24 protein-coding genes and 1 tRNA gene are annotated in these 26429 nt (G+C 68.9%); 18 read left to right on the top strand and 7 right to left on the bottom strand.

Annotated features, from left to right (window positions below):
• Positions 1 to 10 precede the first annotated feature (10 nt).
• From NBG84_RS28980 to NBG84_RS28965, 4 genes are all read left to right on the top strand, one after another.
• On the top strand, positions 11 to 2326 hold the full coding sequence (locus NBG84_RS28980) for a DUF6571 family protein (RefSeq protein ID WP_250922573.1): 2316 nt from the start codon (positions 11 to 13) through the stop codon (positions 2324 to 2326).
• Positions 2323 to 3045, top strand: coding sequence for a hypothetical protein (locus NBG84_RS28975; RefSeq protein WP_250922572.1), 723 nt, complete (start codon positions 2323 to 2325; stop codon positions 3043 to 3045). Before NBG84_RS28980 ends, NBG84_RS28975 begins: the two co-directional genes overlap by 4 nt.
• A 188-nt stretch (positions 3046 to 3233) precedes the next feature.
• Positions 3234 to 3779 (top strand): AAA family ATPase, encoded by a 546-nt coding sequence (locus NBG84_RS28970; protein WP_250922571.1) that lies wholly within the window; start codon positions 3234 to 3236, stop codon positions 3777 to 3779.
• A gap of 210 nt (positions 3780 to 3989) precedes the next feature.
• Positions 3990 to 4202, top strand: a complete 213-nt coding sequence (locus NBG84_RS28965; protein ID WP_250922570.1) for a hypothetical protein — start codon at positions 3990 to 3992, stop codon at positions 4200 to 4202.
• 170 nt (positions 4203 to 4372) lie between these two features.
• Here the strand turns inward: NBG84_RS28965 and NBG84_RS28960 are convergent, their stop codons facing one another.
• A complete protein-coding gene (locus NBG84_RS28960) occupies positions 4373 to 5185 on the bottom strand; it encodes a helix-turn-helix domain-containing protein (RefSeq protein WP_250922569.1) in 813 nt (270 codons plus the stop codon).
• 137 nt (positions 5186 to 5322) lie between these two features.
• Here NBG84_RS28960 and NBG84_RS28955 point away from each other — a divergent pair, with 137 nt between their 5' ends.
• The 3 genes from NBG84_RS28955 (at position 5323) to NBG84_RS28945 (ending at position 6928) form a co-directional block, all read left to right on the top strand.
• Positions 5323 to 6066 carry an SDR family oxidoreductase gene (locus NBG84_RS28955; protein ID WP_250922568.1) on the top strand — a complete coding sequence of 248 codons (744 nt, stop codon included), beginning with the start codon at positions 5323 to 5325 and terminating at the stop codon, positions 6064 to 6066.
• Positions 6067 to 6101: 35 nt separating this feature from the next.
• Positions 6102 to 6458, top strand: a complete 357-nt coding sequence (locus NBG84_RS28950) for a nuclear transport factor 2 family protein (RefSeq protein WP_250922567.1) — start codon at positions 6102 to 6104, stop codon at positions 6456 to 6458.
• A gap of 314 nt (positions 6459 to 6772) precedes the next feature.
• Positions 6773 to 6928 (top strand): hypothetical protein, encoded by a 156-nt coding sequence (locus NBG84_RS28945; protein WP_250922566.1) that lies wholly within the window; start codon positions 6773 to 6775, stop codon positions 6926 to 6928.
• Positions 6929 to 7404: 476 nt separating this feature from the next.
• On the opposite strand, the gene NBG84_RS28940 is transcribed toward NBG84_RS28945, so the two are convergent.
• A tRNA-Cys gene (locus NBG84_RS28940) sits at positions 7405 to 7479 on the bottom strand.
• Positions 7480 to 7652: 173 nt separating this feature from the next.
• On the opposite strand from NBG84_RS28940, the gene NBG84_RS28935 reads away from it, so the two are divergent.
• The 4 genes from NBG84_RS28935 to NBG84_RS28920 all read left to right on the top strand — a co-directional run bounded on the left by NBG84_RS28935 (position 7653) and on the right by NBG84_RS28920 (position 13822).
• Positions 7653 to 9128, top strand: a complete 1476-nt coding sequence (locus NBG84_RS28935) for an MFS transporter (RefSeq protein WP_250922565.1) — start codon at positions 7653 to 7655, stop codon at positions 9126 to 9128.
• Positions 9129 to 9439: 311 nt separating this feature from the next.
• Positions 9440 to 11230 carry a DEAD/DEAH box helicase gene (locus tag NBG84_RS28930; RefSeq protein WP_250922654.1) on the top strand — a complete coding sequence of 597 codons (1791 nt, stop codon included), beginning with the start codon at positions 9440 to 9442 and terminating at the stop codon, positions 11228 to 11230.
• Positions 11231 to 11964: 734 nt separating this feature from the next.
• Positions 11965 to 12606, top strand: coding sequence for an IclR family transcriptional regulator (locus NBG84_RS28925; RefSeq protein WP_250922564.1), 642 nt, complete (start codon positions 11965 to 11967; stop codon positions 12604 to 12606).
• A 427-nt stretch (positions 12607 to 13033) separates the two neighbouring features.
• Positions 13034 to 13822, top strand: coding sequence for a YlbL family protein (locus tag NBG84_RS28920; protein WP_250922563.1), 789 nt, complete (start codon positions 13034 to 13036; stop codon positions 13820 to 13822).
• Here the strand turns inward: NBG84_RS28920 and NBG84_RS28915 are convergent.
• From NBG84_RS28915 to NBG84_RS28905, 3 genes are all read right to left on the bottom strand, one after another.
• The gene (locus NBG84_RS28915; RefSeq protein ID WP_250922562.1) at positions 13752 to 15107 is read right to left on the bottom strand and encodes an MFS transporter; all 1356 of its coding nucleotides are present in this window, start codon (positions 15105 to 15107) and stop codon (positions 13752 to 13754) included. The two genes, NBG84_RS28920 and NBG84_RS28915, sit on opposite strands and share 71 nt — an antisense overlap.
• A gap of 13 nt (positions 15108 to 15120) precedes the next feature.
• Positions 15121 to 15804, bottom strand: coding sequence for an ArsR/SmtB family transcription factor (locus NBG84_RS28910; protein WP_250922561.1), 684 nt, complete (start codon positions 15802 to 15804; stop codon positions 15121 to 15123).
• Positions 15805 to 16226: 422 nt separating this feature from the next.
• Positions 16227 to 16718 (bottom strand): Lrp/AsnC family transcriptional regulator, encoded by a 492-nt coding sequence (locus tag NBG84_RS28905; RefSeq protein WP_250922560.1) that lies wholly within the window; start codon positions 16716 to 16718, stop codon positions 16227 to 16229.
• A 133-nt stretch (positions 16719 to 16851) separates the two neighbouring features.
• On the opposite strand from NBG84_RS28905, the gene hppD reads away from it, so the two are divergent.
• The 5 genes from hppD (at position 16852) to NBG84_RS28880 (ending at position 22165) form a co-directional block, all read left to right on the top strand.
• Positions 16852 to 17997 carry a 4-hydroxyphenylpyruvate dioxygenase gene (gene hppD / locus NBG84_RS28900; RefSeq protein WP_250922559.1) on the top strand — a complete coding sequence of 382 codons (1146 nt, stop codon included), beginning with the start codon at positions 16852 to 16854 and terminating at the stop codon, positions 17995 to 17997.
• A 202-nt stretch (positions 17998 to 18199) separates the two neighbouring features.
• On the top strand, positions 18200 to 18946 hold the full coding sequence (locus NBG84_RS28895; RefSeq protein ID WP_250922653.1) for a response regulator transcription factor: 747 nt from the start codon (positions 18200 to 18202) through the stop codon (positions 18944 to 18946).
• Entirely contained in the window at positions 18933 to 20933 is a 2001-nt protein-coding gene (locus NBG84_RS28890; protein ID WP_250922558.1) for a sensor histidine kinase, read from the top strand. The genes NBG84_RS28895 and NBG84_RS28890 overlap by 14 nt, the downstream gene beginning before the upstream one ends.
• Before the next feature lie 139 nt (positions 20934 to 21072).
• Entirely contained in the window at positions 21073 to 21465 is a 393-nt protein-coding gene (locus NBG84_RS28885) for a hypothetical protein (protein ID WP_250922557.1), read from the top strand.
• Between the two features lie 79 nt (positions 21466 to 21544).
• A complete protein-coding gene (locus NBG84_RS28880; protein ID WP_250922556.1) occupies positions 21545 to 22165 on the top strand; it encodes a class F sortase in 621 nt (206 codons plus the stop codon).
• Between the two features lie 63 nt (positions 22166 to 22228).
• On the opposite strand, the gene NBG84_RS28875 is transcribed toward NBG84_RS28880, so the two are convergent.
• Positions 22229 to 23758 (bottom strand): tetratricopeptide repeat protein, encoded by a 1530-nt coding sequence (locus NBG84_RS28875; RefSeq protein WP_250922555.1) that lies wholly within the window; start codon positions 23756 to 23758, stop codon positions 22229 to 22231.
• A 108-nt stretch (positions 23759 to 23866) separates the two neighbouring features.
• Here NBG84_RS28875 and NBG84_RS28870 point away from each other — a divergent pair, with 108 nt between their 5' ends.
• Entirely contained in the window at positions 23867 to 25234 is a 1368-nt protein-coding gene (locus NBG84_RS28870; RefSeq protein WP_250922554.1) for an FAD-binding oxidoreductase, read from the top strand.
• Positions 25235 to 25414: 180 nt separating this feature from the next.
• Positions 25415 to 25792 carry a VOC family protein gene (locus NBG84_RS28865; protein ID WP_250922553.1) on the top strand — a complete coding sequence of 126 codons (378 nt, stop codon included), beginning with the start codon at positions 25415 to 25417 and terminating at the stop codon, positions 25790 to 25792.
• 14 nt (positions 25793 to 25806) lie between these two features.
• Here NBG84_RS28865 and NBG84_RS28860 read toward each other — a convergent pair whose 3' ends face one another.
• A complete protein-coding gene (locus tag NBG84_RS28860; RefSeq protein ID WP_250922552.1) occupies positions 25807 to 26310 on the bottom strand; it encodes an SsgA family sporulation/cell division regulator in 504 nt (167 codons plus the stop codon).
• Positions 26311 to 26429: the final 119 nt, after the last annotated feature.

Raw genomic sequence — 26429 nt, 5'->3', positions numbered from 1 at the left:
GGGGGTAGAGATGCTGACCTTTGACAATGTGTACCAGGCGCAGTTGGGCAAGCTGAGTTCGGCGGTCGGCGACTGGGCGGCGATGGTGACCAAGCTGGAGAAGCTCGCCGAGGACGCTCGTACGACCATGGCGAACAAGGCCAAGGACGACTACTGGCGGGGAGTCAACGCCGAGGTCACCAAGCCCTTCATCGATAAGACGGCCAAGGAGTTCGATGATGCCGCGAAGGCGGCCAAAGGCATCAAGCTGATCCTTGAAGACGGTCACAAGGAGTTCAAAAAGGCTCAGGATGAGCTGAAGAAGATCGTCGACGTGGATGCTCCCGCTCAGGGCCTGATAGTCGGTGCGCACGGCACGGTGCGCCCTCAACACGATCTGGCGCAGGATCGGGCCTATCGCCGCGATCCGGACTATGGGCCCGCCCTGAGGGATCAGCGGGCCAAGGTCGAGGCCATGCAGGCCCGCATCGAAGTCGTGCTGGAGACCTGCAACGACGCCGATGTCGCGACGTCCAATGCCCTCAAGGCCAATATCACTGCCGATCAGAACAACTTCAGTCCGCCGAAGTTCAGCAGCATCGACGCGGAAGAGGCCCATCGTGCCGTCGATCTGGCGAACAAGGGGCGGGACCTCACCCACACCGAGCTCCAGCAGCTGAATGAGCTACTCAAGGACAACCACACGTCGCGGGAGTTCTCCCGGACCTTCTACGACACCATGGGTCCGCAGAAATCGTTGGAGTTCTTCGGGAAGCTGTCGACCGATACGTATGACTACGCCAAGCAGGACAAGGAGCGCCTCAAGGACGTTCAGGAGCTCCAGCGCAATCTCGGCCTCAATCTGGCCACCGCGACCAGTCCCTCGGGTGCCGGTGACACATGGGGCCAGCGGTGGTCGGACGAGATGCGCAAGATCGGTACCGAGCGCATTCCGTTGGCCAAGTACGACCACAACGGTCCGTTTGGCTATCAGTTGCTCGGCGGCATCATGCGGTATGGGAACTACGACCCCAAGTTCCTCACCCCGATCGCTCAGCATGTGACCCAACTCCACGCCAAAGACCCGTATATGTTCGCCGAGAACAAGAGCACATCGAGCTGGGACAAGAACCCGTTCAACCCGTCCGGCAAGAATGGCTCCGGATATGACCCGATGCTCAGCATGCTGGAGGCGCTCGGGCACAGCCCGGAGGCCTCAAAGGAGTTCTTCTCCTCCGACCCGAAGGCGTTCAACGACGACGGCACGGTCAAGAGCGGCCTGCCGAAGGGCGAGGACGGCAAGGAGATCAAGAGCTATCTGGACTACTTCGGAAACAAGGACTACGAGTCCTTCCCGGACATCACCGGCCATGACCCCGATGAGATGGGGAAGTCGCTCAACCATATGCCCGACGCGTTTGGGCATGCTCTGGAAGCCGCCACGCTCGGCCATGCCTACGACGACCCGAACCCAAAGCTGGTGCGGGACGAGACCTCCTCGAAGATCATGGAGGAGGTCGTCGACAAGTACGGCGGCGATGCGGCTCTGCTCAAGCAGCAGGAGGCGATGGCCGACAGCCTCGGGCGGATGGGCGCGGGATATGTCGACGACATCAACTGGGCGCTCAACGAGAACAAGACGGACAGCCTCTTCGCGCCGGGCAAGGACAGCGAGTCGCACGCCGAATTCGGGCGGGACAACGCTCGCCAGTTCCTGAGCACCTTGGGTCAGCACCCGGATGCGTACGCCTCCGTCTCGGTTGCCGAGCGCGTCTACACCACCAGCATGCTGGAGGCGCAGGTCGGCGAGGGCGGGAAGATCAACGAGGCCCATGCCCGGGAAGTGGTCCGTACCGGCGCGGAGGTACAGGGATCGCTGGACCAGTCCCGTGCCGACCAGGTCGAAGCGACCAACAAGAAGAAGGACGAGGAGTACAACAAGGCGCTGGAGGAGCGGTCGGCCTGGGTCAACTTCGGTGCCGCCGCCGCGATCGGCGCCGGTGTCGCCTTCCTCCCGGCGACCGTGGCCGGTGCGGGTGCGGCCGCGATACTCGTGCCGCTGGCGGTGGAGACCGGCAGCGGTGCTCTGGAGACCCAGATCAGCCAGGTCATCGGCGACTGGACCAAGACCGAACAGCAGGACAGCTCCGAGAAGACCCAGTCGGCACGCAACGAGATCTACAAGGCGGGTCAGCTGACAGCGGAGGCGCCCATGGAGAGCTTTATGGCGAGGCACGGGGTCAAGTCCGAGAGCGACTTCGGGCAGGATCTCGAAGACGCGATGAAGGGCGGCTACACCTGGGGAACGCAGGGCGAGAACCAGCACGGAACCGCCCCGCAGACATGAGGGATGTGAAGGCCATCAAGGCGTGGAAGGCTATGACATCGGCAATCCTCGTGGGGGTGCTCGGTCTCTCTCTCACCTCCTGTTCGGGGAAGGACGGCGACGGCGGTGGGGCGGAGGGCTCGGACCAGGCCATGGTCGGTGCCGGCGAGATCTGCGAGGGGACCTTCGCCTCACCCGGCGCACGCGAGGCCCTGGCGAAGGTCACCAAAGCGGATCGATTCGCGCAGAACAGTGTCGGGGACGGCCTTGACAAGACGGTCTCCAACATCGTGTCCGACTATGAACTGTCCGGTCCGAGCAAGGGGAAGGATTCCAGCCTCTGCCATATCTACGCAGGTGGACCCTCCGACCTGGACGATATGTCGTTGCGGTTCGCGCTGGACGACGGTGAGTCCCTCGACAGCACCGACCAAGCACCGCAACTGACGTCCTATTCGCTCGGTCGACGTGCGCTGGCCGGGAACGACTATGCCGCTCTGTATTTTCCCTGCGCCAGTTCGAAGATGGGCAGTACCTCGGACGATCCCGCGGTGGTGAGCGGAGTGCTGCGGGTCAGACTGGAACCGAGAGGGGATGTCGGTGAATTGAGCAAGGCCAATATGACCGTGCTCAACGCAGCCGCGTTCGCCGTCGCCAAGAGGCTTGGTTGTGCTGGGAACGGCGGCTTGACCGAGACACCCGTACTCAAGCCGGTGGTTCTCAAGCCGACGCCCACGTAGTTGATGAGACGCGCGTTGATTGGACGCGCGTTGAGTAGAAGCGAGTTGAGTAGGCACGCGTTGAGCAGACACACGTTCAGTAGCTAGATGTCATGTAGTCCGGTAATCCGCCCGCGCCTTGGGCGCTTCCGGGGAAGTGCCCAAGAAACCGGTGTGAGAGTGGCGGCGGGGATGGTTAGCGTCCTCGCATGAGTGAACCCTTGCAGTCCTCCGTCGTCCTCATCACCGGGATCATGGCCTCCGGCAAGTCCACGGTTGCCCAGGCACTGGCCGAGCGGCTACCGAGGGCCGCTCATGTCCGGGGGGACGCCTTCCGGCGGATGGTCGTCTCCGGGCGGGTGGAGATGCGCCCCGACGGCGACCCCTCGGCCTTCGCACAGCTACGCCTGCGCCACCGACTCTCCGCCCTGACCGCGGACACCTACGCGGAGGCGGGGTTCACGGCCGTGGTCCAGGACATCGTCATCGGCGATGAGCTGGCCGCGTACACCGCCCTGGTCCGCACCCGACCGCTGTATGTGGTGGTGCTCGCCCCGCACCCCAGTGCTGTCAGGGCCAGGGAGGCGGGCCGGTCGAAGACGGGCTACGGGGAGGGGTGGACGGTGGAGGCGCTGGATGGGGAGCTGCGGGAGCGGACACCGCGGGTGGGGCTCTGGCTCGACACCAGTGAGCGGACTCCGAAGCAGACGGTCGAGGAGATCCTGTCCCGGCTGCCGGAGGCGGCGGTGGCCTGAGCCCTCCTCGTAGGGGTTCAGCCAAGGTGAGCCCCGCAGGGGGAGTGGGATGATCTTGAAGGCGTGTACCGCGTTCCGGGCCTACCACCGGAGGCTTGGCCCTGTCCCGGGTTCCGCTGTGCCGATCCTCCCCCGGCGCCGACGCCGCGGTGATCTCGCTCGGGTGCGTACGGCGTGTCCGGCAGGGGCTGGGTATCGGGTGGGGTGGGGATGTCGATCGAGCGGGCCGGGTACCCGCGGTTCAAGCGGCTGATCACCGCGCGTGAGCTGTATGTGTTCTTCACACCGTCCGAGGACGAACGGGCCTTGGCGGAGGAGGCCGCGGACTCCCACGAGATCGGCATCACCCCCGACGACTACGAGGCGCGCCTGGATGTCGACTTCAGCGTGCTCGGCGACGACGAGAAGGCAGCAGCGGCATGACGGGCATCCGGCCGGGAACACAGCGGGCCCCAGCAGCCCCGCTCGCCGCAGCCCCGGCCCGGGTGAGTGCCGACGCCGGTGGGGCGGTGAAGGGCAGCATCCGGTCATGCCGCTCAGACCGGCGCCACCTACCGGCACCAGATGAACCGCCCGGCTCACCAACGGTGGTGCTACCCGGTCGGCCACGAGCAGTCGAGCAGAGCCAGGCGTTGGGCGTCGGGGCTTCCGGGCTCTGCGGTGCCGACCAGGAGTTGCTGGCCGGGCGCGTCCTGGACGTCGAAGGTCTGGTAGACGAGGGTCAGCTGCCCGCCTGTCGGGTGGTTGAACGTCTTGGTCTTGCTGCCCAGGCGGGTGACGTCCTGGTTTCTCCACAGGGCCGTGAAGTCTTCGCTCTCGGCGAGGAGACCGTCGATCAGGGCGGTGGTGCTGGGGGCGTGGCGTTCCAGTCCATAGGCCTGCCGCAGCGCGGCGACGGTGTCGCGGGCCACGGTGGGCCAGTCGGCGAACAGGTCCCGGGCTACGGGGTCGCAGAACAGGGAGCGGGCCATGCTCCGCGGGTTCGCGAGCGGGGAGAGCAGCGCGTCGGCCAGAGTGTTCGAGGCGAGGATGTCCAGGCGCCGGTTGACCACGTAGGCCACGGCCGTCGGGAAGGCGTCCATCAGCCGCAGGAGCTCGGGGGCGACCCGTTCCTCGCCGGGGGCGGGTTCGGGCACGAGGCCGGCGAGGCGGTAGGCGTGCCACCAGGCGTCGGCATCGAGGTGCAGTGCCCGGGCGAGGGCGTCGAGTACCTGACCGGAGGGGTGCCGTTCGCGGCCTTGCTCCAGACGGGCGTAGTAGTCGGCGCTGACCCCGGCCAGGACGGCGACCTCCTCGCGCCGCAGTCCGCTGACCCGGCGGCCCGGGGAGTGGGGAATGCCCACGTCGGCCGGGCTGAGGCGGGAGCGACGCGACAGCAGGAATTCCCCCAGTTCGTTGCCGCTCATGCCGGGATCGTACGTCGCCGGTTCCTGGGAGTCGCACACCCAGGAAGACCCGTCCTGCCGCCCGTGCCGGATTGGCTCCATGCTGACAAGGACCGGTCGACGTCCGACGCGGCCGTCGACATGTCGAAGGGCAGACCATGACCAACCCGTCCACCACTCCCGTCCCGAAGGTGGTCCTGATCACCGGGGCCAGCAGCGGCATCGGCGAGGCCACGGCCAGGCGGCTCGCAGCCGCCGGCCACCACGTGGTTCTGGGAGCGCGGCGCGCCGGCCGCCTCGCCCTCCTCGCCAAGGAGATCGAGGCCCAGTCCGGCAGCGCCCTCGCGCACGAACTGGACGTGACCGACCCGGCCAGTGTGGCCGCCTTCGTCCGGGCCGCCCACGACCGGTACGGGCACCTCGACGTCCTGGTCAACAACGCGGGCGTGATGCCGCTCTCGCGCCTGGACGCGCTGCGCGTCGATGAGTGGAACCAGATGATCGACGTGAACCTGCGCGGGGTCCTGCACGGCATCGCCGCCGTCCTGCCGATCATGAACGCCCAGGGCTCCGGGCACATCGTGAACATCTCCTCCGTCTCCGGACTGCGGGTCGATCCGACCGCGGCCGTCTACGCCGCGACCAAGCACGCGGTGCGCGCCCTGTCGGAGGGCCTGCGCCAGGAGAGCCGGGACGTGCGGGTCACCGTGATCAGTCCGGGCCTGACCCGAAGCGAGCTGACCGCGTCCATCGCCGACGGAACGGTCAGGGACGCGGTCGAGGGGCAGATGGACATCGCCATCCCCGCCGCCGCGATCGGCGAAGCGGTTCTCTTCGCGATCTCCCAGCCCGCCGAGGTCGACGTCAACGAACTCGTCGTCCGGCCCACCGCCCAAGGCTGAGCAGCACGGCGGCACAGCACGGAAGGACAGAACAGATGGTGACCGGGCAGCAGGTCCGCACCTGGGTGCAAGGCTATGCGCGGGCCTGGACCACCCATGGCAGGAAGGACATCACCGTGCTGTTCACCTCGCAGGCCGAGTCCCACGAATGGCCCTACGAGACCAACTGGATCGGCCGCGAGGCGATCGTCGATGGGTGGCTCAGTCGCGTCCCCTGGCAGGAGGGCGGCTGGGACTTCGAGTGGACCATCCTCACTATCAACGGGGACACCGCCGCCAGTGCGGGCACCGGCCGGTACAGGGAACTAGGCACATTCGCCAACCTGTGGACCGTGACGTTCGACAAGAACGGCCGATGCAGCATGTTCCGCATGTGGAACAACCAGGTCTGACGCTCCGGCTCCCGTCGCAGAGGCGATCCTGGTGTTCGGGGCGGCCGCCGGACGCCGATCATTCAGAGAGCTGATCGTCTCCGGCACCCGCGAGGGCCCGGCCGCCGCCCGCGCCCGCGCCAAGTCGGCGGCCGGCCAACCGTCGTCAACGCGGACATCATCAAGCCGCCCGCGACATGCTCCCCAACCCCGAGAACTCGATCACTCGATCGCCAAGCTCCTCGGCGTCAGCCCCGGCACCCTCTCCAACCGCATCCCCGACCCGCAGGAGCTCCGCGCCAGCCGATCCCCGCCCAGCTCAAAGCGGGCACCCGGTGATCCCCGGCGAACACCGGCTCAAGGGCGGCGCCTTCCAGTTCGGCGCCGACGATCCCGGCCTGCCCAGACCCTTCGGAGCCTGGACCGATCACGACGGCCAGGACGACGAGCACGAACCCGCCGAAGACCTCTTCGCCGAACCGCACAGCTGATTCTCCAAGGTCATCCCACTGCCCCTGCTGGGCTAACCCCGGCTGGCCCCCTCGTACACCGGCACCGGTACTGACACCGGTACTGACACCGGCACCGACGACGACCGCTGCCCCTGGCGCGCGTCAGTCGCATCCATGGCCCGGACCAGGCGGGCGGCGCGATGCGGTCAGCGGTGACCCGAGGCTGCCCGAGGTTGTGAGTCCTCTCACCATCGCGGATCTGAGCGGGGGAGAAGAGAGGCACGCGATCTGGTCGGGGAGGGTCCGAAGGCCCCCAGGCGCGCTCAGGAAACCCGTATCGAGGACGGGACCTTGTGGGCGTAGGCGTACGGAAAGCGGGCTGCGCGGCCCCTACGGAAGGCCGGAACCCCGGTGTCCTGGGAGCGGCACCGGCCGGGGCCTGGCGGCAGGATCCAAGACGTCCCGAACTCCGGGGTACAGAAGTCCTGTACCCCGGAGTTCGGGACATCCCGGCCTGGAGACCGCGACCGGATTCGAACCGGCGTAACTCGAGTTGCAGTCGAGTCCCTGAGCCTCTCGGGCACGCGGTCAAGCGTTGTGCGACTGGTAAGACCGTAAGCCGCACCTCGCTCCACTCTCAAGACATCTGGGCTCACTGCAATACACCTGCCACAAGGCGTTCATAGTCGTACGACCAACGGACCAGGACAGGTCCCGCCCTGCGACAGGGTTCAAGGCCTTTTACGCCCCTTACCCTTGGGCTATGACCGCCCTGGAACCCCGTGACGCCGAAGTCACGACACCGACCCCTGCCCCCGATGTCCAGCCGATCGACCAGCAGCTCCAGGGCGGGGTACTAGGGCGGGACTATCGGGCACTCAGTGTGGGGATCGTCTCCGTCGTCCTGCTGATCGCCTTCGAGGCGACCGCCGTGGGCACGGCGATGCCCGTTGCCGCCCGAGAGCTGAACGGCATCGGACTGTATGCCTTCGCCTTCTCCTCCTACTTCACCACCAGCCTCTTCGCCATGGTCCTCTCCGGGCAGTGGGCGGACCGCGACGGACCCCTGCGGCCCCTGGCCACCGGTATATCCGCCTTCGCCGTCGGGCTGCTGCTCTCCGGAACCGCCAACACGATGTGGCTGTTCATCCTCGGGCGGGCGGTCCAGGGGCTCGGCGGCGGCATGGTGATCGTCGCGCTGTATGTCGTCATCGGACGGGCCTACCCGGAGCGGCTGCGGCCCGCGATCCTCGCCGCCTTCGCCGCGAGCTGGGTGATCCCCTCGGTGGTCGGCCCGCTCGCCTCCGGGACGGTCACCGAGCAACTCGGCTGGCGCTGGGTCTTCGTCGGCATCCCCGTGCTCGTCGTCTTCCCGCTCGCCCTCGCGCTGCCCGCGATCCGACGCATGGCGTCCGGCCCCGCCGATCCCTCGGCCACGCGTGGGAGCTTCGACGCCCACCGCATCCGGCTGGCCCTCGGTATTTCGTTGGGCGCCGCGCTGCTCCAGTTCGCTGCGCAGGACCTGAAGTGGCTCTCCCTGCTGCCGGCCGCCGTCGGCGCTGCGCTCCTGGTGCCCGCGGTCCTCGGGCTGCTGCCCAAGGGCACCTACCGCGCGGCCCGCGGGCTGCCGTCCGTCGTGCTGCTGCGGGGCATCTCCGCCGGCTCCTTCATCGCCGCGGAGTCCTTTGTTCCGCTGATGCTGGTCACCCAGCGCGGACTGTCCCCGACGATGGCCGGCTTCTCCCTCGCCGCGGGCGGCGTGACCTGGGCCCTGGGTTCGTTCCTTCAGTCCAGGACGCGCATGGAGCCCCATCGGGAGCGGCTGATGGTGTTCGGGATGGTGCTGGTCGCCGTGGCGATCGCGGGTGCGCCGACCGTACTGATCGACTGGGTGCCGGTGTGGATGGCGGCCGTCTCCTGGGCGATCGGTTGCTTCGGCATGGGCATGGTGATCGCCTCCACGAGCGTGATGCTGCTGAAGCTCTCCGAGCCGGAAGAGGCCGGTTCGAACTCGGCTTCGCTCCAGATCTCGGACGGTCTGTCCAACGTGATCCTTCTCGCGGCGGGAGGCGCGGCCTTCGCGGCGCTCGGCGGTGGATCGGTCGCCGGCCACGGGGCGGTGAGCGGCGCCGGGGCCTCGCACCCGGCGGCCTTCGCGGTGGTGTTCCTGCCGATGGCCTTGGTCGCCCTGGTGGGGGCCTGGGTGTCGACCAGGGTGCGGGTTCCGCAGACCCCGTGAGGTCCCGACAGCACGCTGAAACCCCGTGAGGGCCCGACACCAGGGCTGCGTAACCGCAGCGGGATCACCCCAGAAGAATGTTTGATTAATGAACTTTCGTCCAGATTCGGCCTGGTGGGCTCGGCCCGTTCAAGGCCCAACGCCCCGCCCTGGACGGCTCTCTGTGAGGCCCGTCTCACCCCTCACGCGCGGCCCCGTCCGGGCCGGGCCCGCGCGGTCACACAGGTAGGGTGGCCCGGTTGTCATACCCGTACACCACCCGTGGCACCCCCCGCTGCGTCGTGCCCTGGACGAGCGTCGAACCGGAGACCGTGACTACTACCGCCTCCCACTCCCACCACCTCTCGCCCGCCTTCCCCGGCCGGGCCCCTTGGGGCACTGCCAGCAAGCTGCGGGCCTGGCAGCAAGGAGCGATGGAGAGATACCTCCAGGAACAGCCGCGTGACTTCCTCGCCGTCGCCACCCCCGGCGCCGGCAAGACCACCTTCGCGCTCACCCTCGCCTCCTGGCTGCTGCACCACCATGTCGTTCAGCAGGTGACCGTCGTCGCACCCACCGAACACCTGAAGAAGCAGTGGGCCGCTGCGGCGGCGCGGATAGGGATCAAGCTGGACCCCGAGTACAGCGCCGGCCCCCTCAGCAGGGAGTACCACGGCGTCGCCATCACCTACGCCGGTGTCGGTGTGCGGCCCATGCTCCACCGCAACCGCTGCGAGCAGCGCAAGACCCTCGTGATCCTCGATGAGATCCATCACGCCGGTGATTCCAAGTCCTGGGGCGAAGCGTGCCTTGAGGCCTTTGACCCGGCCACCCGACGGCTCACCCTCACCGGCACGCCCTTCAGGTCGGACACCAACCCGATCCCCTTCGTGACCTATGAAGAGGGAAACGACGGCATCCGTCGATCGTCCGCCGACTACACCTATGGATACGGCAACGCCCTGAGCGACGGAGTCGTGCGGCCCGTCATCTTCCTCAGCTACAGCGGCAACATGCGCTGGCGGACGAAGGCGGGCGATGAGGTCGCCGCCCGTCTGGGTGAGCCGATGACCAAGGACGCCATCTCCCAGGCCTGGCGCACCGCCCTCGATCCGCGCGGCGAGTGGATGCCCAATGTGCTGCGCGCCGCCGATCAGCGACTGACCGAAGTCCGCAAGTCCATCCCGGACGCGGGCGGTCTGGTCATCGCCTCCGATCAGGACTCGGCACGCTCCTACGCCAAGCTCATCCGCGAGATCACCGGTGACAAGGCGACCGTGGTCCTGTCCGATGACACCGGTGCCTCCCAGCGCATCGATGACTTCAGCGAGAACCAGGATCGCTGGATGGTCGCCGTCCGTATGGTGTCCGAGGGGGTGGACGTGCCGCGGCTGGCCGTCGGTGTATACGCCACCACCATCTCGACGCCGCTCTTCTTCGCCCAGGCGGTCGGCCGTTTTGTGCGGTCCCGGCGGCGCGGCGAGACCGCATCGGTGTTTCTGCCCACCATCCCCATGCTGCTCAGCTTCGCCAATGAGATGGAGGTCGAGCGTGATCATGTGCTCGACCGGCCGAAGAAGGACGGCGAGGAGGACCCGTACGCCGAGTCCGAGAAGGAGATGGACGAGGCCAACCGGGAGCAGGACGAGGACACCGGCGATCAGGACATGCTGCCCTTCGAGGCGCTGGAGTCGGACGCCGTCTTCGACCGGGTGATGTACAACGGCGCCGAGTTCGGTATGCAGGCCCACCCGGGGAGCGAGGAGGAGCGGGACTACCTGGGCATTCCCGGTCTCCTCGAACCCGAGCAGGTGGAACTCCTCCTCCAAAAGCGCCAGGCCCGCCAGATCGCCCACAGCCGTAAGAAGCCCGATGCCGAGGCGGACCTCCTGGAGTTGCCCGCCGAGCGGCGGCCGGTGGTCTCCCACAAGGAACTGCTGGAGCTACGGAAGCAGCTGAACACCATGGTGGGCGCCTATGTCCATCAGAGCGGTAAACCGCACGGTGTGATCCACACCGAGTTGCGTCGGGTGTGCGGCGGACCACCGAGCGCGGAGGCGACGGCCGGGCAGCTCCGCGAGCGGATCAAGAAGGTCCAGGAGTGGGCCACCCGGATGCGTTGACCGTGGTGCGCGCCGAGCCGAGGTCGGCGCCCTCGGACCCGGGTCCGCTCTGGAGGGCGACGATGCTCGCCGGGTCAAGGTCGCCCTCGGACACGGTCCGCTCCCGGACGGCGGCGACGTTCGCCGGGTCCAGGGGGCTGGCCTCGTGGGGCCGCTCGGGGGCGGGGTCCGGTGTCGGTGAGCCATGGCGCCCCACCTGGGAATGTGTTCCCTCCAGCTTTCGGTCCGATCCGGCGGCGAGGTGAGGCCTGAAGGCTGTCCCGGGGCGCGTGACAGGGCCGGCGCGGGACGGCCCGCCCCCTGGGTCCGCCTGCCGGGGGCGGGCCCCCGGACCGGCCGCCGTCCCGCCCGGCTCGCCCGGGCCCGCCCAGTGTCCGGGCCCACCCAGTGTCCGGGCCCGCGTGCCTCGACCGGGAGTGTGTTGGCCATCCCAACGCCAGGTGATCCGTCGGCGCAATCCGGTATGAGAGTCATGGGGGCGGATGTAGTGTTTCGAACAACCGCCAATCGGGCCGACATCACCGGCTTCCATCCGGATTCTGGACGAGGCCTTCCGCTGAGCGGACTGGATCGCTACTGTCCGGGCAATACCAACGCTCTCGTGGCAGTTCGCCGCGGAGCCCAGCCGGTGTGCCATGGCCTGCCGGCGGCCTCTGGATGCGGTGCCGATGCGACCGGCCCCGCGGATAAGACCGTGAGGGTCCGCCGTCACTCACTCCGAAGGAGAGGGCGTCGTGACCGCGGAGACCTCCCAGACGCTCGACCGAGGACTGCGCGTCCTCAAGCTGCTCGCCGATACCGACCACGGGCTGACCGTCACCGAGTTGTCCAACAAGCTCGGCGTCAACCGAACCGTGGTCTACCGCCTGCTCGCCACCCTGGAGCAACACGCCCTGGTGCGACGTGATTTGGGTGGACGGGCCAGGGTGGGCCTCGGTGTGCTCAGGCTCGGACGGCAAGTGCACCCGCTGGTACGCGAGGCGGCGATGCCAGCGCTTCGGGCACTGGCCGAAGACATCGGCGCCACCGCCCACCTCACCCTGGTGGACGGCGCGGAGGCCCTCGCGGTCGCCGTGGTCGAACCGACCTGGACGGACTACCACGTGGCCTATCGCGCGGGGTTTCGCCATCCACTGGACCGCGGCGCGGCGGGCAAGGCCATACTGGCCGCACGCCAGGGCCACGCCAATGACCCCGGCTACACCCTGACGCACGGCGAACTTGAGGCCGGTGCCAGTGGCGCCGCGGCCCCCCTGGTCGGGGTTACCGGGATCGAGGGGAGCGTCGGTGTGGTGATGCTCGCGGACTCGGTTCCGGAACGGGTGGGCCCCCGGGTGGTGGACGCCGCCCGCGAGGTCGCCGACGCCCTGCGCTGAGAGCCTCTGCCGTCTACCCCGCCCCATCCGCGGCTCTGCGGCGCATTTGGGTGCGGGGCCGCCGCGTCACTGGTGTCACCGCATAGCCGCGTGCCGTGCCGCCGTGTCCAGACCGCCTGTCTTCGCGCCGCCGTGTCTCCGTTCCGGTCGCCCGGCACTCGCCCCGAGTCCATCGCCGCCCGGTTCCCGCACCATCCGATCGCACTCGTGATGGGTACCACTCCCAGGGCCTGCCTCCGATTTTCCGTGGCCCCAACGGCCAGGCAGGGAATCCAACGGTACGGGCGACACCGGTGGGGCGTACGGGATGCCTGAGATGTGAGTGCCGCACCGCACTCCGCAGGTTCCGGCGCCCGTCTGCCCGCGTCCTGCTCAGCGCGGCGGTCCGCGTTCCTCCTGCCCTGCTCAGCCCGGATAGATTGGGCCGGTGCTCTCCCGTCTCTCGCGCACGCGCGCCCTCCTCCTCAGTGCCGTACCCCTGGTGGCGCTCTTCGCCGTCGTAGGGTTCGCGCCGCTGCCGTATGTCATCGCGCAGCCCGGGGGCACCACGAATGTGCTGGGTACCCACCAGGGGACCCAGGTCATTTCCATCAGCGGCGCTCCGGTCCGTAAGACCGAGGGCGCGCTGCGCATGACCACCATCCTGGCGACCGGCCCGTCCACCGATATCGAGCTGGGGGAAGTGGTCGACGGTTGGTTTCGGACCGACCGCGCGGTGATGCCGCGGGATTCCGTCTACCCCGGCGGGAAGTCCACCCAAGAGGTCGCGAAGCGCAATCTGAAGGACATGACCGAGTCCCAGCACGACGCCACCCGGGCCGCCCTCGCCTATCTGGATGAGGACCCGGCGAAGGTCAAGGTGACCCTTCGGCTCGCCGATGTCGGCGGGCCCAGCGCGGGACTGCTGTTCTCGCTCGGCATCGTCGACAAGCTCGACGGCGATGGCGCGGGCGGTGATCTCACCGGCGGCCGAAGCGTCGCCGGTACGGGGACGATCACCCCGGACGGCCAGATCGGTCAGGTCGGTGGTGTCTCCCTGAAGACCCAGGCCGCCGCCCGGGACGGGGCCACCGTGTTCCTCGTACCGAAGGGGGAGTGCTCGGATGCCAAGGCCCAGGTGCCCAAGGGGCTGCGGTTGATCCCGGTTACGACTCTGAAGGGCGCGGTGGAGTCCCTTCGGGCGTTGGATGACGGGGGGAAGGTGCCGTCGTGCTGAGCTGTCCTGCTGGGCGGGCGTTCAGTTGGCGCCAGCACGGGAAGATCGCCGGGGCGAGGGTCGCCGCGAAGTAGAGTCCGCCCAGCGTCAACAGGGCGAGCAGCAGATCGGTCTGCTCGATCAGAAAACCCGCTGCGAGCCCGCCCAGGGGGGTGGTCAGCAGCGCCCCCGCCACCGTCACCCCCGCGACCCTGCTGCGCAACTCGTCCGGGACCCGTTCGTACATCAGCGTGGTGAGGATCGGGTTGAGCATCCCGGCCGCCAATCCGCCCAGTGCCATGGTCACCGCCAGCGGCACGGTGCCGTCCACCAGAGCCGCCACGGTGAACTTCGGTGCCCCGGCGAGCAGAAACGCCACCGTGAAGACGGCTCGCCGTGGAAAGCGGTCTCCGACTGCCCCGTACAGCAGAGCTCCCACCAGCGCGGAGCCGGCGAAGAGCGCGACGAGCATCCCGAGCTCTCCGGCCCCGCCCAGATTGTCCTTGGCGTGTACGGGCAGGAGTACGGCGCTCCATGCCTGGTCGAGGCCGTTGGTGCACATCACCAGCACCGTCATGGCCAGCAGCAGCCGGTTGCGCGCCAGAAAGGCGTATCCCTCGCGCAGTTCACCCGCGTAGGCCCGCAGGGAGACGGGGGCGGTGTCCTTGCGGGGTTCGGCCGAGGCGACATTCCGTACGCCGAAGAACACCAGCAGTGCCGAACCGGCGAAGGTCAGGCCGTCCAGCAGCAGCACGGCCTCCGCGCCGGTGAGTGCTATCAGTACGCCGGCGAGTGCGGCTCCCGCCATCCGCGCCCCTCGGGACACCGCGTCGAAGAGGCTGGCGGCCCGGGCGAGCGGGGTGCCCGCGATTCTCGCCAGGTCCGGCACCAGGACATAGCGCGCGGTCTCGCCCGGCGCGTGGCAGAGGCCGGTCACGGCCATCAGCGCGCACAGCATCCAGAACTGGAGTAAGCCCGCGTAGCGCAGGAGCGGAATCGCCGCGATGGCGGCGGCGCAGACGGCGTCGGAGGCGATGCTGACCCGTCGCCGACCCATCCGGTCGATGGCCGGGCCGCCCGCGATCGCGGACACCACGACGGGCAGGGTGGCGCAGAACGCCACCAGACCGGCCTTTGCGGGGCTGCCGGTGGTCTCCAGCGCGAACCAGGGGACACCCACGAGGGTGAGCGAGTTGCCGGTGATGGAGACGGCATTGGCCGCCAGTACATAGGAGAGCGGGCCCCGCCTCGGTTGCTGCGACGCGTGCGGGGTGGGTGCGTCGGCTACGTCGTCCGCGGCTGGCATGGTTTGGGCTCCTTCACTCCGCTGGGCTGGGGGAGTGCGTCGAACGGGGCAGGAAGTGCAGATGGATACGGACCTGCGCGGCGGCTTCGGCGTCGGGGCTCTCCACCGCGCTCACAGCGTCGGTGCTCACGGCGTCGGAGCTAGGAGCGACGGCCTCTGGAGTGATGGCCGGCTGTCCCGGCTCCCGCTCCCGGTAGCTCTCGATCAGTGCGTGCACTTCTCTGTTCAGCTCCTGTGCCCGGGCCGGTGTCAACCGGAGGGTGAAGTCGCTGAGGTCCGAGCTCTGCCGCCACCGCGTGGGCCACTGGTGCTCGGTGCTCAGCCAGGTGGAGACCTCTTCCGCGTGCTGGGCCGCGACCTCCTGGATAAAGAGGCTCGCTGCCCCTCGTACGGCCACATCGGGGCTGTTCAGCAGGGAGTGATCGATGCTGGTGCCCTCCGTCGACGCCTTCCACCACCGCTCGCGGCCTGTGCCTCGGCCGGGGTCGTCCTGGACGAAGCCATGGGCCGCCAGTTGACGCAGGTGGTAGCTGGTGGCACCGCTTGACTCGCCCAACCGCTCGGCCAGTTGGGACGCGGTCGCGGGTCCGTCGTGGCGCAGCACCGTCAGGAGCCGCATCCGCAGGGGATGGGCGATGCCCCGCAGGGAGCGGGGGTCCAGCGGGCGGTAACGGGGCTCGGGCGATGGCTCTGACATAATACAAAGGTATCTTTGCATAGAGAGCTTTGCAATGATCTCTTTGTGTCAGTTACGGGTCGGCACGGGTTGATTCGACCAGCTGCGGACCCGTGCGGGTTGACTCGATGCGGGCGCGCGAGGACGCGGCCACCCGTTGGATGGGCGCCCGCTCCCGCCGCCCTGACGGACGGTGGAGGTGGCGGGTGGCAGATGCCGGGTGGCGGACCGCGACGGGCCTTATGGCGACGCGCCAACCCGCCAACCCGCGCCGATGCGCCGATGCGCCACTGCGCGCCCACGCCGAGCGGGCCGTACCCCTGGCGCGCGGTGCGGGCGACATCAGCCCGGCAGGCCCTGGCCCAGCCCGGCCAGCCAGCCGGCCCCGGCCCAGGCGCGGAATGCGGCCCGCCCGCCCGCGCCACTTCGGTCCGTTGGGCGGCTCAGCCCACCGGGCCCGGGCGGTGGCCCTCCCGTGCCGCCTGCTCCACCAGGGGGATGATCCGCAAGGGCACCGGGTTCTCCATCACGATGGCCGTGGAGGCGCGCACGATGCCGTCAAAGCCGACCACCCGATCGATCACCCGCTGGAGGTCGGCGTTGGAGCGCGCCACCAGCCGGCACAGCATGTCCCCGTGCCCGGTGGTGGTGTGCAGTTCAAGTACCTCGGGGACGGTGGTGAGGTGCGCCCGTACATCCGCGCCCTGACCCTGCTTGATCTCCAGGGTGGCGAAGGCGGTGACGGGGTAGCCGAGCGCTGCCGGATCGACGTCGGGGCCGAAACCGCGCAGAGCGCCGGTGGACCGGAGCCGGTCGAGCCGGGCCTGCACCGTGCCGCGCGCCACGCCCAGTCGGCGGGACGCCTCCAGCACTCCGATCCTCGGCTCACGCGCCAGCAACACGATGAGTCGGCCATCCAGTTGATCGATCGCCATGTCGCGCTCCCCTGGGGCCTTCGAGTGGTCATCCTGTACAGAAAGCGGAACCATCGTGGACCCTGGTAGTACAGATTGCCTAGCGTTGTGACGAACTATTGCGCACCTTGTTGACCGAGAGGAGTCTGTGGCTATGACTGAGACCATCGATCACCACCCGGAAACCGCGCGCGAGGTCGACCCCTTCCCGGTGAAGGGCATGGACGCGGTCGTCTTCGCCGTCGGCAATGCCAAGCAGGCCGCGCACTACTACTCCACGGCCTTCGGCATGAAGCTCGTGGCTTACTCCGGACCGGAGAACGGCAGCCGTGAGACCGCCAGTTATGTGCTGGAGAACGGCGCGGCCCGGTTCGTGCTGACCTCCGTCATCAAGGAGGCGAGTGAGTGGGGCGGCTTCCTCACCCGCCATGTCGCCGAGCACGGCGACGGTGTCATCGACCTCGCCATCGAGGTGCCGGACGCCCGGGCCGCCTTTGCGTACGCCACCGAGCACGGCGCCCGTGGGATCACCGAGCCGCACGAGGTGAAGGACGAGCACGGCACGGTGGTGCTCGCCACCATCGCCACCTACGGCGAGACCCGGCACACCCTGGTCGAACGCTACGGCTACGACGGTCCCTACCTGCCCGGTTTCGTCGCCACCGCACCGATCGTCGAGCCCCCCGCCAGGCGTACCTTCCAGGCCATCGACCACTGCGTCGGCAATGTCGAACTCGGCCGGATGAACGAGTGGGTCGGCTTCTACAACAAGGTCATGGGCTTCACCAACATGAAGGAGTTCGTGGGCGATGACATCGCCACCGAGTACTCCGCGCTGATGTCGAAGGTCGTCGCCGACGGCACGCTGAAGGTGAAGTTCCCGATCAACGAACCCGCGATCGCGAAGAAGAAGTCGCAGATCGACGAGTATCTGGAGTTCTACGGCGGCGCCGGCGTCCAGCACATCGCGCTCGCCACCAATGACATCGTCGCGACCGTACGCGCCATGCGTGCGGCCGGAGTCGCGTTCCTGGACACCCCCGACTCGTACTACGACACCCTGGGCGAGTGGGCCGGTGAGACCCGGGTGCCGGTCGAGACCCTGCGCGAGTTGAAGATCCTCGTCGACCGCGACGAGGACGGCTATCTGCTCCAGATCTTCACCAAGCCGGTGCAGGACCGGCCGACGGTCTTCTTCGAGATGATCGAACGCCATGGCTCCATGGGCTTCGGCAAGGGCAACTTCAAGGCCCTCTTCCAAGCCATCGAGCGGGAGCAGGAGAAGCGCGGCAACCTCTGACGCCTGGGTTTCCCGCCCGCCGCGCACCTGGTTCCACCACCGCGGTACGGCTGCTCCTCCTCATGGCCGTACCGCCCGTCCGCCACCTCTCCATGACCGGTGGCACAGGCCGGGCAGGACCCTGGCGGTGTCCTGCCCGGCCTCACCGTGAGCCCCACCGTTTGCGGGGCTGCTTACGATCGGTGGTGTGTGCGCACATGTGATGATCGCCGAGGATGACGAAAAGCAGGCCGAACTGGTCCGCCGCTATCTCGAACGAGAGGGGCATACCGCCACCGTCGTATGGGACGGGCGCGCGGCCATCGAAGCGGTCCGCCAGCGACCACCCCAGCTGCTCATCCTCGATGTGATGATGCCCAAGTGCGACGGTCTCGATGTGCTGCGCATCCTCCGGGCCGAAGGCCTTGAGCTGCCGGTGTTGATGCTCACCGCCCGTTCCACCGAGGACGATCTGCTGCTCGGCCTCGACCTCGGGGCCGATGACTACATGACCAAGCCGTACAGCCCACGGGAACTGATGGCCCGGGTCCGTACGCTGCTGCGCCGCACCCGGGGGGCGAGTGCCCCCGAGCCTGCGGCCGAACCCGTACTCGCCGTGGGCAGCCTCGTCATCGACCCCCAGCGGCATGAGGTCACCGTCGACGGCGCGCCGGTGGAGTGCACTCCTGGGGAGTTCCGCATCCTGGTGGCGATGGCCGCCGAGCCCGGCCGGGTCTTCAGCCGACAGCAGCTGCTGGAGGAACTGCATGGCTTCGCCCGCTACATAGGCGACCGGACGGTGGACGTCCACATCATGAACCTGCGGAAGAAGATCGAGCCGGTACCCCGCCGGCCCCAACGGCTGGTGACCGTCTTCGGGGTCGGCTACAAACTCTCCGCCGCGGAGCCGACGGGCCCTACCCCCCAAGCCGCGCACCACCCCCGGGGCCCCCGCGATGTTCGGCCGTAGCCCCCGAGAGCGGGCCCCCCGCGCCCGCCCGGTCCGCCGAAGGCTCCCCCTGCACAAGAGCCTCCTCGGACGGCTGCTCGCCGTCGCCACCCTGGTCGCCGCCTGCTCGGTGGCGGCCACCGCCTGGCTCGCCGTGCAGACCACCTCCGGTGCCATCAAGGAGCAGCAGGGCCAGAGCCTCACCGACGACGCCGAGATCTACGACGCCCTGCTCGGACATGCCGCGGCCAACCCGAAGTGGAGCGGCGTACAGCGGACCGTGCAGGTCCTCGCGAAGAAGTACCAACGCCGCATCGCGCTGACCACCGCCGACCGCCGACTGATCGCGGACTCGGCCGAGCACTTGGCCGAGCCCCTCGAACTGCCCTCCCGAGCCGCTGCCATCGTCGATCCGCTCGCCATCAGCAAAACCCTCGCCCCCCTCCACCAGCGCACGGTGGGGGACACGACCGACAGCATCGATCCCCGCGCGGTCGGAGCCTTCCAGCTGACGGCGGCCGAAAGCACCCGACTGGCGAAGACCGCTCAGCAGGTCGTCAACTGCCTGAGCGACAACGGGGTCGCGGCGAACGTGGTCAACGCCCCCAGCGGACGGCCGAAGATCCAGGTGGTGGGGCAGGAAAGCGATCGTGTCGAACAAATCCGCTGTGCCATCGGCCTGCTCGACTCACTGGACACCCCCACCACGACCGAGCGGGCGGCCCTGGCCGCACTCAACAAGCTGTCCGACGACTGCCTGGCCCGCAAGGGCCATGACCCGGTACGGCTGAGCCTGGACCTGTCCTGGCAGCGCGACCCGCGAGCCGGGGTGGTCAGCACGCCACCGCGCCAGACCAAACCCACCGTGGTGACGCTGACACCGGCACCGGCACCGGCACCCAGGGAACCTGGTCCCGAAGAGAGCGCGGCCGCCCGCGATACCGCGTCCTGTGTGGACACCGCCCGCAGGGAGCAGCTCAGCGCCCATGTCTCGCTGCCCGCGTTCCTCTTCATCGGAGACCCCGGTAGCGCCGAGGTGCCCGGGTTCGAGCTCTCACCGGCGAACACCGCCCGGATCGCCGGTGTCGCGGCCCTGGTACTCGCCCTGACGGTCGGCGCTTCGGTGCTGGCCGCCACCCGTCTGGTCCGTCCGCTTCTCGCGCTCACCGGGGCCGCCCAGCGGATGAAGGACGGGGAGCGGACCAGGCCGGTCCCCGTCACCACCGACAACGAGATCGGACGGCTGGCCGTCGCCTTCAACGAGATGGCGGCCCACCGCGCCCTCCTCGAAACCCAGCGCCGGGCGATGGTCAGCGATGTGGCCCATGAACTGCGCACCCCGCTGAGCAATATCCGCGGCTGGTTGGAGGGGGCTCAGGACGGTGTCGCCGACCTCGACCCGGCCTTTGTCTCCTCACTCCTCGAAGAGGCCGTTCAGCTCCAACACATCATCGACGACCTCCAGGACCTGGCGGAGGCCGACGCCGGAGCCCTGCGCCTGCACCGTGAACCTCTTCGGATGGCGGACCTGCTCGGCCAGGTCGCCTCAGCCCACCAGGCTCGGGCGGAGTCCGAAGGCGTCAGCCTGGACGTCATCGTCCCCGGACACGTTCCGTTGGTGCTGGCCGACCCGGTCCGGCTGCGCCAGGCCATCGGCAATCTGGTCTCCAACGCCATCCGGCACTCCCCTCGGGGCGGCACGGTCACGCTCCAGGCCTACTGCGGCGGCGACCGGCTGGATGTGTCGGTGACCGATACCGGGCCCGGTATCCCGGCCGAGAACCTCCCCTATCTCTTCGACCGCTTCTGGCGGGCCGAGAAGTCACGCAACCGCCGCACCGGAGGCAGCGGGCTGGGGCTGGCGATCGTACGCAAGTTGGCCGAGGCCCACGGCGGCTCGGTGGACGTGGAGAGCCGACTGGGCGCGGGGGCGACCTTCACCCTGCGGCTCCCGACCGCCGCCGCCCAGCCGGCGAGCAGCCCTGATCATCAGACCACAGCGATCTGACAGGTTCTTCATATCTCCAGTCCAACCTTGCGGACATACCGACGCCGTCGCACGGCGGAACCACCTAGGTCACGTCGCGAGGTGCTGCCCTGCGGCCGGCCCTCGGTACCCCGCACTGAACTGGAACGGAGCCACCCGTATGTCTTCCCACCGTCTCTCCCTGCGTGCTCTCGCCGTCACCGTCGTGGCGGCCGGCGCGCTGTTGGTCCCTGCCACCGCCGCCGTCGCCGACTCCTCGCCCGGTGTGAAGTCTCCCGCGCCCGCCCCGACCAGGACGGTCGACCTCGCCGATGGCGACACGAAGCGCGACGGAGCCACCGTCGAGAGGCCCGGCACCCGCGACGGCAAGCCCTCCGCCGTCACCCCCGAGGTCCGCACCGTCCCCAAGGGCGGTGTGGCCGCCGGTGAGCAGCCCGCCAGCAGCGACAGCGCTGTGAGTACGCCCCTGCTGGCCGCCTCCGCCGTGGTGCTCTTCGCCGGTGCGGGCGCGCTGGTGATCCGCCGCCGCAACACCGCGGGCGCCCAGGACTAACCCCGCCGGTCACCCTCCTCCCGCAGTGGCACCGGCCGGCCGGTGCCACTGCGGACCCACGTCCTGTACGGGAGCCACCATGATCGCCGCCCCACTTCGCCGCCCCGCCGCGACCCCGGCACTCACCGCCCTGATCTGCCTCACCCTGGCCGCCGTCACCGGCTGCTCGGAGCAGTCCGCTCCCGCCCCCAAGGCCGCCTCAACCGCGCTCTCCCCCAACCCCGCTCAGCCCACCGCGCCGCCAACCGAGCGCAAGGCCGCGGAGCCGGTGCATATGAAGATCGCCTCGATCGGCGTTGACAGCACCCTGATGGGACTGGGCCTCAACCAGGACGGCACGGTGGAAGTCCCGCCCTCGGACCAGGGGATGACAGCGGGTTGGTACAAGGGTGCGTCCATCCCGGGGGAGCCCGGGGCATCCGTGATCATCGGCCATAACGAGACCAAGTCCGGCAAGGGGGTCTTCTACGACCTCAAGAAGCTGCGCAAGGGAGCGGAGATATCCGTGCGCAACGCCACCGGAACCACGGCCACCTTCACCGTCACCCGGATGGAAGCGGTGAAGAAGAAGGCGTTCCCGACCCAGAAGGTCTACGGCCCCACCAACAGCCGGGAGCTGCGCCTGGTCACCTGCGACGGCGCCTATGACGCGGCCGGCCACACGGTGGACAACCTCATCGTCTACGCGACCCTGAGCTGATCCCTACCGCCCCGGCGGTTCCAGGCGGGAGCTGGTACGCCCCGCCCCGCCGCGGCGGAGCGACTACCCCGCCGGCGGCCGTACCGGCTGTGCCTGCCCCGCCCCTGACGGGGCCCCGCTCCCACTTCCGTTCAGGGCTGGCTTCGCCTGGCCCTGCTTCGGCTTGACGATCATCCCCTCCCGCCCCGTCACCTTCCGTGGCCCACCCGGCGGCGGCTGCCCCAGCGCGGCCAGCGCATCCCGCGCCACCGGAGCCAGCAGGGGCGAGAAGTGCGGATTGATCCTCAGCGCCTGACCGATGTACAGACGAGCCGCTCCATACCGGTTCAGCGCCCGCTCGATCTCCCCCCGGTGATACGAGAACAACGGGCTGCGCAGCCCCTCGGTCGCCTTCCTCGCGTACGGCAGCGCGTCCTTCGCCCGCCCCGCCCGAAACAGCGCCCACCCCAGCGCGTCCGCCAGTTGGACACTGCGTCGCCCGTCGGCCCACTCGGACCGCAACAGCTGCACGGCCTCCTCCGGGTCCCCGTGGTCGGACTCGTAGCGACCGAGGACCAGCTCCTCGTTCCTGCCGTTCGCCGCGGCCTTCCGGGCCAACTCCCGTACCCGCTCGTACTGGCTGTCCGCGTCCCCGTCGAGACCCAGCGCCTGGTTCAACTCGCCCGCCTCCAGCGCGTACTCGGCCAGCGGCCGCCTGGCCAACGCCAACTGGTAGTCGCGCAACGCCTGCTCCCTACGGCCCAGAGCCGCCGACGCCCGCGCCCGGGCCGCCAGCGTCGCATGGTGGTCAGGAGCGAGCCGTAGCGCCAGGTCGTACTGGCGGACCGCCTCCTGCGGCTCTCCCCGCTCCCAGGCCAACTCCCCGAGCGCATGGAGCGCGGCCGCCTTCTCCGTCGGACCGTCCGCGCTGCCCACGGTGTCATCGGCGGTGGCCGTCGCGTCCTCACGCCAGCCGCGATCCCGATAGACCCGCGCGGTGACCGCCCGCACCCGGCTCCCCGAGGACAGCTTCTGGAGCGAATCCAGCGCCTTGCCGACGGCCTTGTACTCTCCCAACCCGCTGTACGCCTCGATCAGTACCGGATACACCGTCCACCGGCGTGGCTTCTGTCGCTGGGCCTGCCGCGCCCAGTCCCGCGCCGTCGGATAGTCCTGCCGGGCATTGGCCAGGATCGCCAGCCCCAGCAGCGCATCCGTATTGCCCGCGTCCGCCGCGAAGATCTCAAGCGAGCGCTTCAGCGCGCCTTCCGCCCTGGGCAAGGCGCCCCAGTCCCCGAGCCTGGCACCCCGCTCCGCATAGGCGGTCCCCAGCACCGCCCAGGACTCGTCGTCCTCCGGGTGGTCGCGCAACCACTGCTCCCGGTCGGCGATCAACGCGTCCAGATCCGACAGCGCCGCCGGTGCACCCACGGCCGACGCGGCCCCCGCCCGGGCGGCCGGCCCCGGGGCCGGCGGTGGGCTTTCGCGATACCCGACGGTGACCACCAGGGTCCCGGTGACCAGGGTCGCAGCGACAAGCCCGGCAACCAGCGCGTTCTTGGTGCGCTCGCCGCCAGAGCTTCCCCTACCGCTCGTACCAGTCATACCGCTCATGGCGCTCACTGTGCGCCATTAGTCAGTCCATACGAAGAAAGCGCCCGGCGGTGTGGGCCCAAACGCCTACGGGTTCACACCGATGGCCCCGAGTGCGACGCTGGGATCATGGACGATCTCCTTGAACGGCTGCGCGCCGGCCTCCCCGCCGAGGCCCTGATCAGCGACCCGGACGTGATGGTCTCCTACGGACGGGACATGGCGAGCTTCTGCGACGCGGGCCTACCGGCCGTCGTCGCCCTGCCCCGAACCGTCGAACAGGTCCAGCATGTGATGCGAACGGCCACCGCACTGCGCGTCCCCGTCGTCCCCCAGGGCGCGCGCACCGGTCTGTCCGGGGCCGCCAACGCCTCCGAAGGCTGCATCGTCCTCTCGCTCATCAAGATGGACCGGATTCTGGAGATCAGCCAGGTCGACCGGATCGCCGTCGTCGAACCCGGAGTGATCAACGCCGTGCTCTCCCGCGCGGTCCATGAACACGGCCTCCACTACCCCCCGGACCCCTCCAGCTGGGAGACCTGCACCATCGGCGGGAACATCGGCACCGCGTCCGGTGGGCTGTGCTGCGTCAAGTACGGAGTGACCGCGGAGTACGTCCTGGGCCTCGATGTCGTCCTCGCCGACGGGCGACTCCTCACCACCGGCCGACGCACGGCCAAGGGGGTCGCCGGCTATGACCTCACCCGACTCTTCGTCGGCTCCGAAGGCAGCCTCGGCATCATCGTCAAGGCCGTACTGGCCCTCAAGCCCAAACCCCCCACCCAGCTGGTGCTGGCCGCCGAGTTCAACTCGACGTCCGCGGCCTGTGACGCGGTCTGCGCCATCATGGAACGCGGCCACACCCCATCCATGCTGGAACTGATGGACGGCACCACCGTACGAGCGGTCAACGCCATGGCCAACATGGGGCTGCCGGAGACCACCGAGGCCCTGCTGCTCGCCGCCTTCGACACCCCGGAGCCGGCAGCCGACCTCGCCGCCGTCGGCGAACTGTGCCGGGCCGCGGGCGCCACCGAGGTCGTCCCCGCCGATACGGCCGCCGAGTCCGAACTGCTCCTCCAGGCCCGCAGGATCTCGCTCAACGCCCTGGAGACCATCAAGACGGCCACCATGATCGACGATGTCTGTGTCCCGCGCTCGCAACTCGGGGCGATGCTCGACGGGACGGCCGCCATCGCCCAGAAGTACGGTCTGACGATCGGGGTCTGCGCCCACGCGGGCGACGGCAACACCCATCCCGTGGTCTGCTTCGACCATGCCGACCCGGATGAATCCCGGCGGGCCCGGGAGTCCTTCGACGAGATCATGGCACTCGGCCTCGCCCTCGGCGGGACCATCACCGGAGAACACGGCGTCGGGGTGCTGAAGAAGGAGTGGCTGGCCCGCGAACTGGGGCCGGTAGGAGTGGAGTTGCAGCAAGGCATCAAGCGGACCTTCGATCCGCTGAACATCCTCAACCCCGGCAAGGTCTTCTAGCCACTGGCCTGATGTCGACTCAGTCATAGGACCGGTACCGGAGTTGGCCACGGGCCTACGACGGATGACCCGCGTCTTGCGGCCAATGCCCGATGCCCAGGACCGACCCCTCTTCCTACGGTGAACAGGTGCCGTCTTCCGACGCACTCCCGCACTCCCGCGCTTCCGCAAGGAGGAGCCATGCCGGCCCGTCTCGACCACACCATCGTGCATGTCAACGACCGCTTCGCCGGAGCCCGCTTCCTCGCCGATCTACTCGGCGGACCCCAACCCAAGGAGAACGGACCCTTCGCCGCCCTGACTCTGGACGGCGGCGTCACGCTCGACTACCTGGACCAACGCCAGGGCCCGCACCCCTCCCAGCATCTGGCCTTCCTGGTCTCCGAAGACGAGTTCGACGACATCTACGCCAAGATCGTGGCGCGGCAGATACCCCACTGGGCCGATCCGACCCAGCAGACAGCGGGGGAGACCTACCGACTCTTCGGCGGCCGTGGGGTCTATGTCGAAGACCCCGACGGACACCTGCTGGAGTTTCTGACCTACGTCGTCGAGTAGCCGGGAAGCGGCCCTCAGCCATCGCCGTCCTGGGAATCGTCCGAGGGCCCGGGGACGTCCTTGCCGCCAGCCGGATGGTGGCCCCGGGCCCACAGCCCATCGGCCCGCCGGGGCGACAGCAGTTCGGCGAGCGCGTCATCGAGACCGAGCTGCGCCGCCTCGGTACCCGGCGGCACCACCCGTAGCGTCCGCTCGATCCAGGCCGTCACCACGGCCGCCGACGCCTCCAGCAGCGCATCCCCATCGGGCGAGCTCAGCGCGATCAGGATGACGCTGCGATCCTCGACCTTGGTCGGCCAGATCCGTACATCTCCCTGCCCACAGGGCCGGAACACCCCCTCCACCAGCAACTCACGGGAGAAGGTCCACTTCACCGGATTCTCCGAACCGATGTGGAAGGTGACATGGACGGCAAAGGGGTCATCCGTGCGATAGGTCAGCCGGGCGGGCACCAGAATGCTCCGCTCGGCCGACAGGACCAGTTTCAACTCCAGCTCGCGTTCCACCATCGAGTGCATAGCAGCGGCCTCTTCCTTGTCTGTCCCGTCCGTACGGCTCCGTGTGTGCACGTATACGTACGGGCGACCCTGTTTTGAGGCCCTTGGGTGAGCCCTGTGAGAAGAGAGCGCGACGTCAC

It is taken from the genome of Streptomyces albipurpureus (assembly GCF_023701525.1).
In the GTDB taxonomy this organism is placed as follows: domain Bacteria; phylum Actinomycetota; class Actinomycetes; order Streptomycetales; family Streptomycetaceae; genus Streptomyces; species Streptomyces albipurpureus.
Note: the sequence above shows the minus strand (reverse complement) of the source record. Positions and strands in the feature narration are given on the sequence as shown.